Origin of the sequence: Streptomyces sp. NPDC047043, from assembly GCF_040644055.1 — a bacterium.
Taxonomy (GTDB): domain Bacteria; phylum Actinomycetota; class Actinomycetes; order Streptomycetales; family Streptomycetaceae; genus Streptomyces.
This window is the reverse complement of the sequence record NZ_JBEYVO010000021.1, coordinates 127,553-144,831: the sequence shown is the minus strand read 5'-3', so window position 1 is coordinate 144,831 and position 17,279 is coordinate 127,553. Positions and strand designations below refer to the sequence as shown.

At 71.4% G+C, this 17,279-nt stretch carries 21 protein-coding genes; 12 read left to right on the top strand and 9 right to left on the bottom strand.

Annotated features, from left to right (window positions below; genetic code table 11):
• Positions 1-74: 74 nt before the first annotated feature.
• Complete coding sequence (locus tag ABZ880_RS30910; protein ID WP_361269308.1) at positions 75-1,607, top strand: helix-turn-helix domain-containing protein; 1,533 nt, start codon at positions 75-77, stop codon at positions 1,605-1,607.
• Between the two features lie 118 nt (positions 1,608-1,725).
• Here the strand turns inward: ABZ880_RS30910 and ABZ880_RS30905 are convergent, their stop codons facing one another.
• A complete protein-coding gene (locus ABZ880_RS30905; RefSeq protein ID WP_361269305.1) occupies positions 1,726-2,958 on the bottom strand; it encodes a cytochrome P450 in 1,233 nt (410 codons plus the stop codon).
• A 174-nt stretch (positions 2,959-3,132) separates the two neighbouring features.
• On the opposite strand from ABZ880_RS30905, the gene ABZ880_RS30900 reads away from it, so the two are divergent.
• The 5 genes from ABZ880_RS30900 (at position 3,133) to ABZ880_RS30880 (ending at position 6,492) form a co-directional block, all read left to right on the top strand.
• A complete protein-coding gene (locus ABZ880_RS30900; RefSeq protein WP_361269302.1) occupies positions 3,133-3,333 on the top strand; it encodes a hypothetical protein in 201 nt (66 codons plus the stop codon).
• Positions 3,334-3,435: 102 nt separating this feature from the next.
• Positions 3,436-4,785 carry a transaminase gene (locus ABZ880_RS30895; RefSeq protein ID WP_361269299.1) on the top strand — a complete coding sequence of 450 codons (1,350 nt, stop codon included), beginning with the start codon at positions 3,436-3,438 and terminating at the stop codon, positions 4,783-4,785.
• 50 nt (positions 4,786-4,835) lie between these two features.
• Complete coding sequence (locus ABZ880_RS30890; protein ID WP_361269296.1) at positions 4,836-5,276, top strand: Lrp/AsnC family transcriptional regulator; 441 nt, start codon at positions 4,836-4,838, stop codon at positions 5,274-5,276.
• 63 nt (positions 5,277-5,339) lie between these two features.
• Entirely contained in the window at positions 5,340-5,576 is a 237-nt protein-coding gene (locus tag ABZ880_RS30885) for a hypothetical protein (RefSeq protein ID WP_361269293.1), read from the top strand.
• 133 nt (positions 5,577-5,709) lie between these two features.
• Positions 5,710-6,492 carry an alpha/beta fold hydrolase gene (locus ABZ880_RS30880; protein ID WP_361269290.1) on the top strand — a complete coding sequence of 261 codons (783 nt, stop codon included), beginning with the start codon at positions 5,710-5,712 and terminating at the stop codon, positions 6,490-6,492.
• 5 nt (positions 6,493-6,497) lie between these two features.
• Here the strand turns inward: ABZ880_RS30880 and ABZ880_RS30875 are convergent, their stop codons facing one another.
• A complete protein-coding gene (locus ABZ880_RS30875) occupies positions 6,498-7,031 on the bottom strand; it encodes a DoxX family protein (RefSeq protein ID WP_361269287.1) in 534 nt (177 codons plus the stop codon).
• 169 nt (positions 7,032-7,200) lie between these two features.
• On the opposite strand from ABZ880_RS30875, the gene ABZ880_RS30870 reads away from it, so the two are divergent.
• Entirely contained in the window at positions 7,201-7,728 is a 528-nt protein-coding gene (locus ABZ880_RS30870) for a hypothetical protein (RefSeq protein ID WP_361269284.1), read from the top strand.
• Positions 7,729-7,761: 33 nt separating this feature from the next.
• Here ABZ880_RS30870 and ABZ880_RS30865 read toward each other — a convergent pair whose 3' ends face one another.
• Positions 7,762-8,325: a hemerythrin domain-containing protein gene (locus ABZ880_RS30865; RefSeq protein ID WP_361269282.1), complete on the bottom strand. Its 564-nt coding sequence runs from the start codon at positions 8,323-8,325 to the stop codon at positions 7,762-7,764.
• A 225-nt stretch (positions 8,326-8,550) separates the two neighbouring features.
• Here ABZ880_RS30865 and ABZ880_RS30860 point away from each other — a divergent pair, with 225 nt between their 5' ends.
• Positions 8,551-9,747 carry an amidohydrolase gene (locus tag ABZ880_RS30860; protein WP_361269497.1) on the top strand — a complete coding sequence of 399 codons (1,197 nt, stop codon included), beginning with the start codon at positions 8,551-8,553 and terminating at the stop codon, positions 9,745-9,747.
• Between the two features lie 21 nt (positions 9,748-9,768).
• Here the strand turns inward: ABZ880_RS30860 and ABZ880_RS30855 are convergent, their stop codons facing one another.
• The 4 genes from ABZ880_RS30855 to ABZ880_RS30840 form a co-directional block, all read right to left on the bottom strand.
• On the bottom strand, positions 9,769-10,509 hold the full coding sequence (locus ABZ880_RS30855) for a metallophosphoesterase (protein ID WP_361269279.1): 741 nt from the start codon (positions 10,507-10,509) through the stop codon (positions 9,769-9,771).
• Positions 10,506-10,787, bottom strand: a complete 282-nt coding sequence (locus ABZ880_RS30850) for a hypothetical protein (protein WP_361269276.1) — start codon at positions 10,785-10,787, stop codon at positions 10,506-10,508. Before ABZ880_RS30850 ends, ABZ880_RS30855 begins: the two co-directional genes overlap by 4 nt.
• Positions 10,784-11,470 carry a nucleotidyltransferase family protein gene (locus ABZ880_RS30845; protein WP_361269273.1) on the bottom strand — a complete coding sequence of 229 codons (687 nt, stop codon included), beginning with the start codon at positions 11,468-11,470 and terminating at the stop codon, positions 10,784-10,786. Before ABZ880_RS30845 ends, ABZ880_RS30850 begins: the two co-directional genes overlap by 4 nt.
• Before the next feature lie 144 nt (positions 11,471-11,614).
• Positions 11,615-11,824, bottom strand: a complete 210-nt coding sequence (locus ABZ880_RS30840) for a DUF4177 domain-containing protein (protein ID WP_361269270.1) — start codon at positions 11,822-11,824, stop codon at positions 11,615-11,617.
• A gap of 200 nt (positions 11,825-12,024) precedes the next feature.
• Between ABZ880_RS30840 and ABZ880_RS30835 the strand changes: the two genes are divergently transcribed.
• Complete coding sequence (locus ABZ880_RS30835) at positions 12,025-12,672, top strand: DUF6629 family protein (RefSeq protein ID WP_361269268.1); 648 nt, start codon at positions 12,025-12,027, stop codon at positions 12,670-12,672.
• 150 nt (positions 12,673-12,822) lie between these two features.
• Here ABZ880_RS30835 and ABZ880_RS30830 read toward each other — a convergent pair whose 3' ends face one another.
• Together ABZ880_RS30830 and pepN are read right to left on the bottom strand one after the other, a co-directional pair.
• Positions 12,823-13,104, bottom strand: a complete 282-nt coding sequence (locus ABZ880_RS30830; RefSeq protein ID WP_361269265.1) for a hypothetical protein — start codon at positions 13,102-13,104, stop codon at positions 12,823-12,825.
• 168 nt (positions 13,105-13,272) lie between these two features.
• On the bottom strand, positions 13,273-15,708 hold the full coding sequence (gene pepN / locus ABZ880_RS30825) for an aminopeptidase N (RefSeq protein ID WP_361269262.1): 2,436 nt from the start codon (positions 15,706-15,708) through the stop codon (positions 13,273-13,275).
• A gap of 212 nt (positions 15,709-15,920) precedes the next feature.
• Between pepN and ABZ880_RS30820 the strand changes: the two genes are divergently transcribed.
• Genes ABZ880_RS30820 through ABZ880_RS30810 form a run of 3 tightly spaced genes read left to right on the top strand, consistent with a single transcriptional unit; the run spans position 15,921 to position 17,226 of the window.
• On the top strand, positions 15,921-16,379 hold the full coding sequence (locus ABZ880_RS30820; protein ID WP_361269259.1) for an SRPBCC domain-containing protein: 459 nt from the start codon (positions 15,921-15,923) through the stop codon (positions 16,377-16,379).
• A complete protein-coding gene (locus tag ABZ880_RS30815; RefSeq protein ID WP_361269256.1) occupies positions 16,376-16,780 on the top strand; it encodes a metalloregulator ArsR/SmtB family transcription factor in 405 nt (134 codons plus the stop codon). Before ABZ880_RS30820 ends, ABZ880_RS30815 begins: the two co-directional genes overlap by 4 nt.
• Positions 16,777-17,226, top strand: a complete 450-nt coding sequence (locus tag ABZ880_RS30810) for an SRPBCC domain-containing protein (protein ID WP_361269254.1) — start codon at positions 16,777-16,779, stop codon at positions 17,224-17,226. The genes ABZ880_RS30815 and ABZ880_RS30810 overlap by 4 nt, the downstream gene beginning before the upstream one ends.
• Positions 17,227-17,279: the final 53 nt, after the last annotated feature.

Here is a 17,279-nt window from a genome sequence, read left to right as displayed (position 1 = left end):
CGACATCGGGCACCCGTGAGGTAACGTCCCCGCGTTGTGCCGAGGTCGAAGCGATGCACGAGGAGAAGGCCGAGATGGCTGGCCGAAAGGACGGCGACCGTCCCACGCAGGTGACGGGCGCCGACAGCTCTGCGTGGGCGCAGGAACTGCTCGAGCACCTGCGGCCCAGCGGGCGCGACGTCCGCCGGGTCGTCGCCTGGCTCGCGGACGCCGTGCAGGGCACGGCCTGTCTGCAGGACCACACCGGCCACCTCCTCGCCGGCACCACGACACCACTGCAGGAGAACCTCGTCGCGGACCTCGTCAACGGCCGGCTCGCCTCCGCCGCCTGGGACGACACCGGACGCCATCTGCGCCTGGTCAGGGTGGCGCAGCCGCAGTCCGCCGCGGCCGGTGTGCTGGCCGTCTCCCGCGCCGCCCCCTTCGACCGGCGCACCGCCGACATCGTGACCCACACCGCCCAGGTGGTCGAACTCCTGCTCAGGGCACGTGAGTCGACCGCCGCCGGACGCCGCCTGGAACGCGCGACGTCCGATCTGCGTCTGGCCATCCTGCAACTGCTGATGGTCGAGGACACCGTCTCCGCCCGCCGGGTCGCCGCGGGCCTGTGGCCCGGCCTCCTCGACACCGACTCCGCGTGCGTCTACGTCATCGAGGGCTGTGCCGAGGAACGCGACCGCATCGCCGAGGACTGCCTGGACGCCACCGAGGAGCAGGCCCTCGTCGTACGCTGCCCCGCCGTCGACGCGCACGTCATCGTCGTCACGCCTCGCGACGCGGCCGCCGACCAACTGCGCTCCCTGGTGGTACGGCGCCCGGGCACCATCCTCGGCGGCAGCGCCCCGAACACCCTCGCCCGCACCGCCACCGCCTACGGACAGGCCGTCAGCGCCCTTGCCGTCGCCCGCTTCCGCCCCGACAAGCAGGCCGTCTATGCCGAGCGCACCCACCCCGAACGTCTGATGGACCCCGCCGTGCTGCACCGCTGGACCGCCGATGTTCTGCGCCCGCTCGACACCCTGGCCCATCACACCCGCGCCGAACTGCTGGCCACCACCCGGCTCGGCCTGGAGTTCACCGCCGTCAACGCCGCCAAGGTCCTCGGTGTCAGCCGTAACACCGTCCGCGCCCGCATGGAGCGCGTGGAGACCCTGCTGCGCGCGGACTTCTCCGACCTCACCGCCCGTGCTGTCGTCCACCTGGTCCTCAACGCCCAGATCGGCCTGGCCGAACAAGCGCACCCGGCCGTCGCGAACGACACGGCCCAGCCCCGTCTCGCCGACCTGCTGGCCGGCCCCGCCCTGCACACCTGGGCAGGCGACCTGCTCGCCCGCCTCGACGCGGACGCCCGCGACCTGCGCCGCACCCTGCGCACCTGGATCGCCGCCGGAGGCAACGCCGAACGCACCGCACAGACCCTGGGTGTACACGCCCAGACCGTGCGCGAGCATGTCCGCAGCGCGGAACCCGTCCTCGAACGCCAGCTGCTGGCCGCCGGCAGCGATCTCTACGAGGTCGTCCTCGCCCACCTGGCCCTGGGCGACCTGGACCAGCCCGCCCTGTGCCGGGCGAACCGGGACCATCCGGACCGACCTGTGCACGGGTGAGTCCCGCGGCCACCGCAGCGGGCACCGACGCGATTCACAACGCATCCGCCCGGGACGTAAGTTCGACGGGCCGCGGGGGCGCGACCGGAGCGGGGGACCGGTCGGGCCCCCCGTGCGGTTACCCCTGGAGGCGTACCGGCACCTCCTGCCACCCGAAGGCGATGAACGACGGCACCTGCCGCAACTCGTCCTCCGGGAGGGCCAGTTGCAGCTCGGGGAAGCGCTCGAAGAGGGCGGGCAGTGCGGTCAGCGCCTCCACCCGGGCGAGCGGAGCACCGATGCAGCGGTGCACGCCGATGCCGAACGCCAGATGGTCGTCGGCCCCGCGCGCCGCGTCGAAGACGTCCGCGTCCGGCCCGTAGTGGGCGGGATCCAGCCCGGATGCCGCATACGTCGTGATGATCGCGTCGCCCGCCGGAATCGTGACGTCACCGACCTTGAGATCGCAGACGGCGAAGCGCAGCGGCAGTGAGGCGATCGACGGCTGCACCCGCAGCGTCTCGTCCACGACCGCGTCCCAGCCGATCTCCCCGGCCCGCACGGCCGCCAGCTGCTTGGGATGCCGGAGCAGGGCCACGACCGCGTTGCCGATGAGGTTGACCGTCGTCTCGAACCCGGCGCCGATCACCAGCAACAGCGTGTACAGCAGCTCCTCGTCGCTGAGCCGGTCGCCGTCCGCGTCCCGCACCCGGATCAGCTCGGTCGTCAGATCGTCCCCGGGATGCACGCTGCGATGGGCGATGAGCGCCGGCAGCACCGTGCCGATCTGCTGCTGCACGGACGCGGCATGCTCCGGGCTCGGGTCCGAGGTGTCCATGATGGCGGCGACCATCCGCCCGGTGTCCTCCCGCAACTCCTCGGGAACACCGAACAGTTCGCAGATGACCTGCATCGGCAGCGGATGCGCGAGCCCCGCCCTGACATCCACCACCTGCCCGCCGGCACCGGCCGCCTCCAGCGCGTCCAGCAGCTCCGCGGTGATCGCCTCCACCCGCGCCCGCATCGACTCGGTGCGCCGATGCGTGAAGCTCGGCGCCACCAGCTTGCGCAGCCGTGCATGGTCACCGCCGTAGGTGGAGAGCATGTTGACCACGCCCACCCAGCCCAAGATCCAGCCCCAGGAGGGGTGTTCACCGATCTCGGGCCACAACTTCCAGTGCAGCCGCGGGTCCTTGCTCACCTGCGGATCGAGGATCAGCTCCTTGAGGGTGTCGTAACGGGTGGGCGCCCAGGCGGGGATGCCGCCGGGCAACTCCACGGGCACGAGCGGGCCCTGGGCGCGCAGGCGGGCACTCTCGGCGGTGATGTCGGCGCCGAACGGGTCGAGGGCGATGCGGTCGGTCATGGTCACCAGTACACACTGTCGTCGCCGTCAACTCGCCTTCCTTCCTTGCCAATTCGTACGCTCTTCTCGGCATCCTGCTTGTCGGATCAACGGCGACAGCGAGCGGGCGGTGCGCTCACTCGACCCGGTGACCTCCCGCCCGGATCCGTACCGCGGGCGCCGTCGCCGCGTTGCCCCGGCATGAACCGAACCGCCCTGGTGTCGCGCCGCCCTCTCGCCGACGAATCCGTTTCCGCCCCGTACGCCGAACTGACCCACGGGCCCGAGGCGTGTCCGCCGATCTACGCCCAGCTCGTCGCCGAGTGGCGCGCCGAGGACCGGGCGGTACCGGGGCACCCGGATGTGCAGTGGGCCTCCTTCGCCGGACGCCCGGGCGCGTGATTCGATCGTGAAGGCGGCGGATTCTGCTGCCATGGTCTGGCATCTCAACGTTTTGCGCCGTACTCTCCGATTGTTCTGTCGTGCCCAGAGGTCGGGGATTCCATGGATCGCACTCGTCTGCAGTACCTGCTGGCCCGGGAGAAGGAGCAGGCCGAGCGCCGCTGCGAGCGTTCGAAGGACGCCTACGCGCGCGCCGACCATCTCTTCGGTCGGGTGCCGATGACGTGGATGAACAAGACGGCCGGCGCGTTTCCCCGCTATCTGGCCACCGCCCGCGGCGCGCGCGTCACCGACATCGACGGGCAGGAGTACATCGACTTCTGCCTCGGTGACACGGGCGCGATGGCCGGTCACTCCCCGGCGGCCGTCGCCGAGGCGGTCCAGCGGCGCTTCGCCGATCTGGGCGGTGCCACCGCGATGCTGCCGACCGAGGACGCCGAATGGGTCGGCGCCGAGCTGACCCGCCGCTTCGGCCTGGCCCGCTGGAGCTTTTCGCTGACGGCGACCGACGCCAACCGGTGGGCGATCAGGCTCGCCCGGGCCGTCACCGGCCGGACCAAGATCCTGGTGAACAGCTACAGCTACCACGGCAGCGTCGACGAGTCCCTCATCGTCGTCGGACCGGACGGCAGGGGAGTGGCCCGCCCCGGAAACGTCGGAGCCCCCTGCGACGTCACCCTGACCAGCCGCGTCGCGGAGTTCAACGATCTGGAGCAGCTGGAGCGCGAACTCGCCCACGGCGACGTGGCCGCCGTCCTCATGGAACCCGCGCTCACCAACATCGGCATCGTGCTGCCCGAACCCGGATACCTCGAAGGCGTAAGGGAGTTGACCCGCCGCCACGGCACCCTGCTCATCAACGACGAGACCCACACCTTTTCCGCCGGACCGGGCGGCTGCACCGCCGCCTGGGGCCTGGAGCCCGACCTCCTGACCATCGGCAAGGCGATCGGCGGCGGCATCCCGGCCGGCGCCTACGGCCTGTCCGCCGAGCTCGCCGACCGTCTCCTCGCCCGCGCCGACCTCGACCTGATCGACATGGGAGGCGTCGGCGGCACCCTGGCCGGCAACGCCCTGTCCGTCGCCGCCACCCGCGCCACCCTCGAACACGTCCTGACCGACGAGGCGTTCGCCCGGATGACCAAGCTGTCCGAGCGTTTCGAGGCAGGGGTACGAGCGGGCATCGAAGCCCACGCACTGCCCTGGTCGGTGAGCCGGCTCGGCGCCCGCACCGAATACCGCTTCGCCTCCCCGGCACCCCGCACCGGCACCGAGTCCGCGGCGGCCGCCGACCCCGAGCTCGAGGACTTCCTCCACCTCTACCTGGCCAACCGGGGCATCCTGCTGACCCCGTTCCACAACATGGCCCTGATGTGCCCCGACACCACCGACCAGGACGTCGACACCCACACCGGGGTCTTCGCCGAAGCCCTGGCCGAACTGGGCGGCTGAGCAGGCCCGTTAGGCTCGACGCAGCCGGTGGGAGAAGGAGAACCAGGACCGTGGACGAGATCGACCGGGCCATCCTGCGTGAACTGCAGACCGACGGGCGCATCGCCTACGCCGACCTCGGCCCCAAGGTCGGCCTGTCGGCGTCCGCCGCCCGCCAGCGCCTGCAGCGGCTGCTGGACTCCAAGGCCGTACAGGTCGTCGGGGTCACCGACCCGATGGCCATGGGCGGACAGGCCATGGCCCTGCTCGGCATCGGCGTGGACGGCGACCCGCGCGCGGTCGCCGACGAACTGGCCCGCCGCTCCGAGGTCGTCTACTCGGTGCTCACCTCCGGCGGCTTCGACCTGTTCGCCGAGGTCGTCGCCGCGGGCCCGCGCGAGCTGCTGGACTTCGTCAACGACGTCGTACGGCCCATCGACGGCATCCGGGACATCCGCTCGTTCCCGTACTTCGGCATCCACACCCACCGCTTCCTGTGGGACGTCGGCTGATTGCACAGCGTGGGACGGGTACTCGGACTGCTCCGGAACGACAACCGCTGGAGGAGGGTCCAGATGACCAGCAGCACGGAGACCGGCGGCGTGACGGGTACGCCGGACAAGGACTACAACCTCATCTGGTATGTGGAGGCGTGCCTGAGCAACGCCCTGCGCCTGGAGAACTACATCCAGGACGCGGACCGCGAGAAGGACACCGAGGTCGCCGACCTGTTCCGCAAGGCCCAGGCGGACAGCCGCAAGGGCGCGGAACTCGGCAAGGGACTCCTGCGCGCACGCCTCGACGGAGGCTGAGGCCCGCTCGCGCCGAGGGCCTGGGCACCGTGATCACACGGTGCCCAGGCCCTCTCGTGTCTTCGACGATGACGGCGGCCTCGCGGCCGATTAGCCTACTGGTCGGTAACGGACCGGACCCTGGAGGCAGAACATGGCGCAACTCGAAGTCGAGGGCGCGGTGTTGGCGTACGACGACGAAGGCCCCCGCGACGGCCGGGGCACACCCCTGGTGTTCGTCCACGGGTGGACGGCCAACCGCCACCGCTGGGACCACCAGACCGCGCACTTCTCGGCCGAGCGCCGGGTGATACGGCTGGACCTGCGCGGCCACGGCGACAGCACCGGAGCGGGCGTGGGGGCCGTCGACGACCTCGCCCAGGACGTCCTCGCCCTCCTCGACCACCTGAAGGTCGACCGCTGCGTCCTCGTCGGCCACTCCATGGGCGGCATGATCGCCCAAACGATCGCTCTGGCCCGGCCCGACCTCGTCGAACGCCTGGTCCTCGTGGACTCCATCAGCCGTATGACCTACAGCCGCGGCCGGGGCCTGCTGATGGCGGCCTCCACCCTCGTGCCCTTCAAGCTGTTCGTCGCCGCCAACATCCAGCGCGCCTTCGCACCCGGCCACCCACGCGAGGAGATCCGCAAGTACATCGAGGCCTCCGCCGCCACGCCGAAGGAAGTGGTCATGACCGACTACGGCGCCATGCGGGCCTTCGACATCCTCGACCGCGTCGGGGAGATCGAGGCACCCACCCTCATCGTCCACGGCTACCACGACATCCAGCTCCCGCTGAAGCAGATGCTGCGCATGGCGAAGGCGTACCCGAACGCGGTCGTCCGCATCATCGACGCCGGGCACGAACTGCCGGTGGAGAAGCCGGCCGAACTGACCGAGGCCCTCGACCGGTTCCTGGTGCCTGCGCGCGGGTGAGGTGATCAGTGCGCCAGCTTGGCCCGGGCGCCGCCGACCGCCGCGGCCGGCCGCGCCGTGGCGCGCACGGACCGGCTGACCAGATGTGCATCCCGCCGCAGGTCATGGGCGGCATGGCGGCCGCGCCAGGCCAGCGAGGGGGCGCCCGCCGTGTCGTCGGCCGCGATCAGCAGACCGCCGAGCATCGACAGGTTCTTGAAGAAGTGGATGCGCTGCTGGGCCCGCTCCTCGGGGTCCTCGGCCTCCCAGAAACGGTGACCGGCGAGGGTGGTCGGCACCAGGGTGCCCGCGATGGCCAGCGCGGCCAGCCGCGGCAGCCGCCCGCTGCCCAGCAGCAGACCGGCCACCACCTGTACGGCCCCATTGAGCCGTACGACCTGTTCGGTGCGGTCGGGCAGGGCGTCGACCCGCTCGGTGACCGGTTCGACGACGGGCTCGGCCACCGGCGCGACCTCCTCGGGAGCGCGCAGTGTGTTCAGGCCGCCGCTGATGAACATGGAGGCGAGCATGGGGCGGCCGACCGTACGCAGGAGACTCATGACCCTCTCCAAGAGGTGTGGGTAGGTGCAGAGAACCACCGGGTTCCCCGGGCCGGTGTGGTCGATGCCACGTCATCGGGTGAGGTGAGGGCGTGTCGCCGCTCGCAGCCGCGGGCTACCGTTTTTCGCCTGTCTCCTGTCCCCACCACGCAGTACGGACGGCCCCGCAGTGCTCGCAGACCTCTCCCCGATCATCGCCGCGACCGCCCAGTGGCTGATGCGCGCCTACCCCTCGGGCGGCGGCGCGCTGGCCTCGGCCCTGTGCGAGGTGCAGGCCCGCCAGGCCGTGACCGTCGCGGCCTGGCTGCGCTACCCGACGCCGACGGACGCCGCCCTCGTCGGGATGGCGGGCCCCGGAGGAGCCGCCCGGCTCGACTGGATCGCCGGCGCGGACGCCGCTGCCGAGCAGGACGCCGACGACCGTGCCTGGCGCACCTGGGTCGACGAGGTCGTGGCGAGCTGGGCGGCCAGTCTGCTGACCGACCCGGAACTGGCCGGCCTCGCGGTGGCCGCGATCGCCGAGGGCGGCCACCTGGCCGGTACGCCCGCCGAGTTCCGGCGCCTGCTCGCCCCGGACGACAGCGACCGGCGTGCGGCGGCGCTGCTGCGCCACCCCGATCTGCTGGCCCCCGTGAGCGCCCTGCACCAGGAGCAGCTGTTGCAGCTCCTCAAACCGGGTCAGGCGCTCATCGCCTGAGAGCCAGGGGCACGCCGCAGGGGCCGTATCCCCTCAGTCGAGCTTGCCGCGGCCGCTGAGTGCGTCGCGCAGCCGGTCGACCAGACCGGCCCCCGGTGCCAGCAGCTTGTTGGCCGGAGGCGTGTCCGGGGCGGAGGGGTGCGGCCGGGTGGGAGCCATCTTCTTGGCCATGCGGACCTTCTCGCCCAGCGAGTCGAGCGTCTCCGCCGTGCACGCCACACGCAGTTGGGGGAAGAGGTTCTGCTCCTCGTCGGCCAGGTGCGCACGGATCTCGCTCATCAGCATCCCGATGAGCCGGTCGAACTCCGGATCGTCCGCCGCGCAGCTCTCCAGATCCTTCATGATCCGCTCGGCCCTGGAGTGGTCCTCGATCTCCCGGTCCGCCATGGCGTTCCCGTTGACCAGATGTTCGCGCACCGCCGGGTAGAGATACTCCTCCTCGGCCACCGAGTGCCGTACCAGCTCCATCGTGGCCTGGTCGGCGTACACCTTGCGGTCCTTGTCACCGGACGGCAGCGCGTCGATCCTGCCGAAGATCTCCTCGACCTCCCGGTGGTCGGTCGTCAGCTCGTCGATGACGTTTCCGCCGTGTCCCATGCCCCTCACCTCCAGCCAGGAAGCGGCGGCTCCCGGTCCGGATCCGCCACGGGCCACCGAGTGCCCCGGCCCCCGGGGCACTAACACCCCGCTGCAGCGGGGCCCTCACCGGCCGTCCGACCGTGGTGTGGAAGGCGTTTTTGTTGGAACTCGCACGATCGACGACACAACACAACCGACGACACATCCGGAGATGGCCGTCCTCGGGAGGCCGGTGTGGCAGACGTGGCAGACACGGTGGACAACGTGCTCGGACAGGTGCTCGGGGAAGTGGCTGCCCGGGCGGAACGGCTGTGGGAGATTGCCCGAACCCTGCACGCCGATCCGGAGTACGCCTTCGAGGAACACCGGGCGGCCCGGCTGCTGAGCGGCGAACTCGAACGCGCGGGCTTCACCGTCGAGCGGGAGCTCGCCGGACTGCCCACCGCATTCGCCGCGCGCGCCGGAACCGTCCCCAGGCCTGCGGTGGCCCTCCTGCTGGAGTACGACGCCGTGCCCGGACTCGGGCACGCCTGCGGCCACAACCTGATCGCCGCCGCGGGCCTCGGAGCCGCGCTCGCGGCACGGGCCGTGCTGGACAAGGACGAGGGAACAGTGTGCGTGGTGGGGACGCCCGCGGAGGAGGGCGGTGGCGGCAAGGTCACCGAGACCGAGGCCGGCGTGTTCGACGACGTCGACGCCGCCCTGATGTTCCACCCGGGCGTCCACAACTGGCAGTGGGCGCCGCTGACCGCCCAGACCCAGTACCGCATCGGCTTCCACGGCCGCGCCGCGCACCCCACCGGCAACCCCACCGAGGGCATCGACGCCCTCGCGGCCCTGATCCAGCTGTTCAACACCCTCGCCGTCGTCGGCCGACGGCTCCCACAGGGGGCGCACGTCCAGGGCATCGTCACCGACGGCGGCCTCGCCACGAACATCGTCCCCGAGTACGCGGAGGGCCTGTTCGGCCTGCGCGCGGCGACGACCGACGCCCTGGAGGACCTGGCGGGGGAGCTGCTGACCTGCGCACACGGCGTGGCACGGGCGACGGGCACGACCGTCACGTTCGGGCGCGCCACCCCGCGCTACGAGCACTTCCGCGACAGTACGGTGCTGTCCGCACGCTTCGCCGAACACCTGGCCCGCACGGGCACCGAGGTCACGCCTCCCGAACCCGGCGTGTATCTGGGCTCCTCCGACATCGGCAACGTCAGCGGACGGCTGCCCGCGATCCACCCCTTCGTCGCGATCATGGACGAGGACGGCTCCGACCACACCCCCGAGTTCGCCACCGCGGCGGCCTCCGACCGGGCCCGCCGGGTGATGCTGGCGGCGGCCGAGGCACTGGCCTGCACGGCGGTGGAGCTGCTGCTCTCCACGGAACTGCGCGAGCAGGCCTGGCGCGAGCACGAGAGCCGTGCAGCCGTCACGGTGAAGTGATGCCGCACCGTGCGCAGCGCGTCAGCCGGGCACCTCGCCGGTGGTGTGCAGGTCGTACACGTTGAACGCCCGGCGGATGACCGGCTGGGCCACATTGCGCACCCGGACGCCACCGGCCGTCATACCGTGCTCGGTGCCCATGTGGGCGTGGCCGTGCAGGGCGAGATCGGCGCCCGCCGTGTCGATCGCCTCGGCCAGCAGATAACTGCCGAGGAACGGATAGATCTCCAGCGGCTCACCGGCGAGGGTGTCGGCCACGGGGGAGAAGTGCGTGAGCGCGATCCGCACCTCGCACTCCCGTCGCCGTAGCTCCTCGAGCGCGCCGCGCAGACCGTCGGCACAGCGCCGGCTGTAGCGCACGAACTCCTTCATCAGCGGCTCGCCGAACTCCCCGGCACTGCGCCCCACGAACCCGCCGCCGAACCCCTTGGTCCCCGCGATGCCCACGCGCACGCCGCCGCACTCCACGACCGTCGCCCGGCCCTCGAGCACGGTCACCTCCGCGTCCTGAAGTATGCCGGCGACCTTCTCGGGCTGCTCGTCGTGGTGGTCGTGATTGCCCAGGACCGCCACGACCGGCACCGGCAGTCCCCGCACCTCCTGAGCCACCACACGGGCCTCGTCGGGCGTGCCGTGGCGGGTCAGGTCACCGGCGAGCAGCAGCAGGTCGGCGCAGTCGGGCAGGGTGTCGAAGGCGGGCCGCAGCAGCCCCTGGCTGTCGGCCCCCATATGGATGTCCCCGACGGCGGCGACGCGGATCACGACAACTCCTCCGCGTGGTCCGGTGAGGCGTTCTCGGCCACGACGACATCACTGCGCACGGCGAGTGGGGCCAGCTCCTCGCGGGCGGTCCGCAGCAGGACGTCGCGGCACCGGGCCGAGGGCACCGTGCCGGCGATCACGACCGCCTGGCCCCGCACATCCACATGCACGCCGAGTTCGCCGAGCTCTTCCGCCGCAAGCCGCTCGCGCAGGTGGGCGACGCGGTACTCGATGTTCTCCGCGGCCGGGTGTTGCAGGTCCGGGACGGGATCGTTCATCGCTGCTCCTCCTCCTTGGGCGGGATGACCTCCAGCCGTTCCAGGAAGTAGAAGAAGGCGTCCGGCATCGGGGCGTCTCCGCAGGCGCGGCGCACCTCGTCCCAGTCGATCTTCTCCCGCAGGGCACGGGCGATCGGCAGCACCGCACCGAAGTCGCAGTGGTGCTCGGAGAAGGAGGCCAGCAGGCTGCGCATCAGGTCGGTCGCCGACAGCACGGGCATGTGCACCGAGTCGACCGACAGCTCCTGGGCCCGCGCCAGCAGCTCCGCCGTGACCGGCTGGTGCGCCAGCTCGAAGATGAGATCGACCTGCTGCCCGCCGCACTCGGCCTTCAGCAACCAGTCCTCGGGCGGTGCGTCGACCACGAGACCGGCTTCGCGCAGCGCCTCGGCCACCGCTGCGGCATCCTCGGGCCTGATGGCGAAGTCGACATCGTGCTGGAGGTTCTGGGCGCCGCCATGGGCGTACACGGCGACACTGCCCGCGAGCGCGAACGGATGTCCCGTCCGCTTCAGCAGCGCGCCGACCTGCTTCGCGGCCTGCAGGATCGCCTGGTTGCGATCCAGCGGGAGATCCTCGGCGAGCGCGTCGTTCTGGGGGACGAGCGCCGGGTCCCCGGCGGCCAGGCGCAGCTCGGCGACACCCGCACGCTGTCCCGCCCCGTCGTCGGCGTGCCGTGCCATCGCAGCCCCCTTTCTTCCGGGCCGGGACGCCACGACCCGACTGCCGACGGGCCGCGGCATCCCGCGAAGACCATGAAAGGCGAGCCCCGGGTACCCGCCGTCGGCCACTGCGACACGGGCGGCGGGTGCGCTGTCCGGCGTGCGCTAGGAGCGGGGCCGTTCGAAGGTGAGGAGCAGGCCCTCGACCGCTCCCGGGCCTATGCGGCCCTTGACGTCGGCGGACGTGATCGCCTTGAGCGCCCAGCCGTCCCCGGCGTGCTTGTTGAGGACCTTCTCCAGCTTGTCGCTGTCCAGCGCGTCACCGATCAGCGACTCCCTGAAGGAGACGACCTTGTACTCGAAGTTGTAGCTCATGGCTGCGGCTTTCTCCTGGGCGTGGGCTGCGATGGCGGAGCCAGCCAATCACGCGCCGAGGCCGCCCGCACCGGCAGGGCAGGAGTTCCTGGCTGCCGCGCCGACTGCTCCTGCGTTCAGGCCTGTTGGGCGGCGTCCGGCGGGCAGCGGACGTAGCGTGGGCGGCGCAGGCGTACGAGGACGAATCTCATGGTGGAGTGATGTGCTGGAGCGCGAAGGCCGATCTGGTGGCGGGTGCGTCCGTCGCCGCCGTCGGGGTGGCCTGTGTGGCCCGGACCAAGCGGCGGGGTGAGGTGCTGCTGGCTGCGCTGCCGTTGCTGCTGGGGGCCCATCAGATCGTCGAGTCGGCGGTGTGGGCCGCCGGCGGAGGCTCGGGGCCCGCCACGCTGGCATGGGCCGTCATCGCCTTGCCGCTGCTGGCGCTGTGGGTGCCGGTCGGCGTGCTGTGCGCCGCGCCACCACGGGCGCGCCCGCGGCTGGCGGTGCCGCTGGCGGTCGGAGCGGTGATCGCCGCGGTGCTCGCGCACGCATTGGCGGTACGGCCGGTGACCGCCGAGATCCGCGGCCACACCGTCGGCTACGGAATCGGCCTCTCCCACGGACGGCTGCTCATCGCCGGCTACCTCGTGGCCACGGTCGGCTCGCTGCTCCTGTCCGGCGATCGCGGGCTGCTCGCGCTGGGAGTCCTGGTCGGCGCCGGGGCGGTCGTCTGCTGGGCGCTGTGGCGCTGGGAGTTCATCTCGACGTGGTGCGCGGTCGCGGCGGTGTGCTCGGTGGTGGTGTTCGCCTGGGTGAGCGGGCGGCGGCGCGAGCGGCCGCGGACTCCGGAATCTCCCACGTTGGTTTGAAGCATGTCCTGCGCAACGGGCCCTGCTGCCAAGGGCGTTGCGGATGCGGACGTCAACGGCGTGACAGCGGTCGGGGCGGACGGTTTCCGGTCCGGCCCGACCGCTGCCGCCTCGAAGCGGTAGCGGGCAGGAACTGCCGCCGGTTTTCCGTCAGTTGCAGAGCAGGACGATCAGGCCGTCGCAGTCGCCGCCGCCGAAATGGCCGCCGATGCCGTGGAAGTCGCCGTCGTGCCCGCCGCCGTGGCCGTGGACTGCCCTGGCCGCGGTGAGGCTCGAGGCGGGCGTCGCGGCCACGGCGGTGGCTGCGGTTGCCATCCCGGCCGCACAGGCAATGCCCAGTGCGGCGCCGACCGTGACTATTCGCGGAAGGCGGACCGAGGACTTCTTGGAGTGACGGGGGGCGTTTGCGGGGTTCAGCTGTGCTGTGTTCATGCGATCACCCTGCATGGCGGTGCGGCCAATTTCGCCTCGAGCGCAGCCGATTGGGTGAGCCCCGGGTGCGGGAGGTGCGCCCGGGGTGAGCATGCCCTCGTGTGTGATCCGGTGAGCGAGGGTCAACTCTCCCCGGGCGGCGCACAGTTGGTGTCGTATGAGCCGGGGTCAGGCCGCCCGGGTTCGGGAGCGGAGCATCCGGCTGACCGCGTCCGAGCGTTCCAGGAGGGTGTTGCGGACCACCGGGGCCGCCTCCTGGGAGGCATGTTGGGCCTTTGCGACGTAGGCGGCGTCGATGGCGTGCGGTGGGAAGAGGTGGCTGGTGAAGGTCATCGCCGGGATCATCCCGCCGTGGTGCAGATGGGGGATCGAGTCCAGGTAGCGCTCGGCGTACGGGGCCAGCAGTTCGTCCTGGCCGGGGCGCCAGAAGGCCGCCGCCACCTGACGGACCGCCTGCACGGGGACCGTGCGGTCGACGGCCAGCTTCTGCCACACCTCCGCCTTGACGGCAGGGTCGGGCAGTGCGGCCCGTACGGTGAGGGCGCGGACCCAGGCGTCGGGATCCGGATCGCGTTCCAGCAGGGCGGCGGTCTCGGACGAGACATCGTCGCCCAGTTCCGCCTCACGGACCAGCGCGCGCCAGTGCAGGTCGACGTCGTCGCCCGCCTGCTCGCGCAGCCACGCCAGATCGTCAGGGCCCGTCGCGGTGCGGGCCAGGCCGCGCAGGGCGACCTGACGGCGGCCGGGGTCCGCGGCGAGCCGGCGACAGACCGCCGCCACCGCGGCCGTCAGACCGGCACGTTCGCCGGGCGGCGCCCACAGCTCGGCGATGTTCGCGGCCATGGTCAGATACGGCTCGATCACTGCGTCGGACGTCTCGGCCGCCAGGACCTCGGTGACGCACCGCCCGGCTTCCGCCGCCGTGGCCTCGCCGGTCGTCAGCATGTCCCACACGGTGGCCACGGCCACGCCCCGGGAGATGGCCGTGGGCAACTGCGCCGCCGTACGGAAAAGGGTGTCCCTGGACGCGGCATCCGGGCGGGTGGTGGCGAAGGTCAGGTCGTCGTCGTTGATCAGCAGGACGTCCGCCGAGGATGGCAGCCCGGTGACCGCGGTGCGGGCCTGTGTCACCTCGACGCGCGCCAGCGCCGTGCGCTTGAGGGCCGCGCCGTCCCTGCCGTACGCGCCCACCGCCAGCACCTGCGGGCGCGGGGTGTCCGCGGCCACCAGGGTGACACTCTCGCCGTCGCGCTCCAGGGAGAAGCGGTCGGTGCCCGCTGTCGCGAGCCACGCCGTACGCCAGGCGTCGAGATCACGGCCGCCCGCCTCGGACAGGGCGTCGATCAGGTCCTGGAGCGTGGTGTTGCCCCAGGCGTGGCGGGCGAAGTAGGCGGTCATGCCGGCCCTGAAGCGCTCCTCGCCGACGTACGTCATGAGCTGCTGCAGGACCGAGGCGCCCTTGGGATAGGTGATGTTGTCGAAGATCGACGCGGCCTGGGCGACGTCGTGGATGGGCTGGTGGATCGGGTGGGAGACGGGGCCCTGGTCGGAGAGGTACGCCCTGAGCTTCTCGTCCGCCAGGTGGCTCGCCCATGCGTCGGTGTAGCGGGTGGCGCGCTCGGCGGCCCAGTGGCAGGCGAACTCCGCGAACGCCTCGTTCAGCCAGAGGTCGTCCCACCAGCGCATGGTCACGATGTTGCCGAACCACATGTGCGCCATCTCGTGCAGCAGCACCTTGGCGAGCAGCTCGCTCTCGGCGGGCGTCGGAGTGGCCCGCCGCAGGAAGACGTCCGACCAGGTCACACAGCCGTAGTTCTCCATCGCCCCGCCGAACTCCGGCACGAACACCTGGTCGTACCTGCGCTGCGGGAACGGCATCGCGAAGACCTCGCCGTAGAAGGCGAGGCCCTGGCGGGTGAGCGTGAAGATCTCGTCGGCGTCGCGCTCGAGGATCTCGGCGAGGGAGCGGCGGGCGTACAGGCCGAGGTCGTGGCCGTCGGCCTCGCGGCGGATCTCGTGGAAGGGGCCCGCGTTGACGACGGTGTTGTACACGGACAGGGGCGGGGTGTCCGGGAAGACCCAGCGACGGGTCGCCCCCAGATCCTCGACACGCGCCTCGCCGGAGTTGCTGGTCACGGTCCACGCCGACGGCGCCGTGACGGTGAACGCGTGCGGGGCCTTGAGATCGGGCTGGTCGAAGCAGGCCCAGACGAAGCGGGCCTCGTCCGGCTCGAAGCTCATCCACACGTAGACCTCGCCGTCGGCGGGGTCGACCGCCTTGTGCACGCCCTCGCCCGTGGCGGTGTCCGCCTGGACGCTCTCGACACGCAGCACGTTGTGCCCGGCCAGACCGGGCAGGGGGATACGGCCGTCACCGGTGGGGGTCAGAGCCACACCGTTGAGCGTGGCGGCGAGCACCTCTGCCGCGCAGTCCACGAAGGTCTCCGCGCCCGGCTCGTGACAGGTGAAGGCCACGGTGGAGACGCACCGGACCTCCGGCCCGTCGGGCAGACCGGTGAGGTCGATGTCCACGTCGTACCGCTCGACCGTCAACAGCGCGCCCCGGCGCTCGGCTTCGGTGCGGGTCAGGCTTCGAATCCCCATGGCGTCCTCCCTCGGCAGACAGCGGACGTCAGGGTATGACGGAGGGCGGTGATCGGCGCAGGGGTTTTTCCGCGCGTCGAACGGCCGTGTGGCGCCGCGTAGTTGCCGCCCCGCGCCGCAGAGCAGCCACCACCCATCTGCAACCAATGGTTGCGCATTGGTAGCCACCGTCGTACGCTGTTACGCAACCAAAGGTTGCGAAAGGATCCGGCATGGAGCACGGCAGCATCGAGCGCGACATCCACGTCGACGCGTCGCCGGAAGTGGTCTTCGAGGTCATCAGCAGACCGGAGCACATGCGGGAGTGGTGGCCGGACGACGCCCGCTTCGAGCCCGTCGAGGGGGCGCCGGGTGAGCTCTTCTGGCGCGATGCCGTCACCGGCGAGACCATGACCGTCGCGCTGACCGTCGTCGAGGTCGACCCGCCGTCGCGGTTCTCGTTCAGGTGGTGCTACGTCGACGGCGCACGCGGCGGTGACTCGCTGCTCGTCACCTTCGACCTGGAGCCGACGCAGCAGGGGACCCGGGTGCGGATGACCGAGACCGGGTTCCGTGAGATGGGCTGGGAGGTCGCCGTCCTCGAGGAGCAGTACCGCGAGCACGCGACCGCCTGGGACCACTACATCCCCCGGCTCGGCGCGTACGTCGAACGGCTGGTGTCGGCCCCATGAGCACGCCGGTCGACGACGAGCTCTGGTCGGCGATAGGCGACCCGACCCGGCGCACCCTGATCGACCTGCTCCTGGCGTCCGGACCCGGTACGGCCACCTCGCTCAGCGCGGACCTGCCCCTGACCCGGCAGGCCGTGTCGAAGCACCTCGCCGTACTCGACCGGGTCGGACTGGTCCGCGCCGAACCGGCCGGCCGGGAGCGGCGCTACCAGGTCGACGAGGCCCAACTCGCCCGCGCGGCAGCGCAACTGGCCGCGGTCGGCACGGCCTGGGACGCCCGACTCCGCCGTATCAAACGCATCGCGGAAGCGATCGAACGAACCCGCAACAGCAAGAGCGAACACAGCAGGACCGCACATGAAGGCAGCACACACAACCACGAACAAGACGAGGGAGCATGAAGATGGTCGACATCCTGCACCGCATCGGCGTCGTCGCGCCGCTGGACGACGTCTACCGGGCGATCGCAACACCCGAGGGCGCCGCCGGCTGGTGGACGACCGACACCTCCGGCAAGAGCGAGGTCGGCGGTGAGCTGGCCTTCCGGTTCGGCGACGTCGGCGGCTTCGACATGGAGATCCTGGAGCTCGACCCGGCAGGCCGGGTGCGGTGGCGCGTCACGGACGGCCCCGCGGAGTGGATCGGAACCGAGATCGACTGGAACCTCAGCCGGCACGACGACTACACGATCGTCCTCTTCAAGCACGAGGGCTGGCGCGAGCCGGTCGAGTTCATGCACCACTGCAGCACGAAGTGGGCGACCTTCCTGATGAGCCTGAAGGAGTTCGTGGAGACCGGACACGGCAGGCCCGCACCCGACGACGTACGGATCAGCGACTGGCACTAGACCTGTCCGCTCTTCGTCGATTCGTACACTGACCGCAGGTCCTGGCAGAGGAG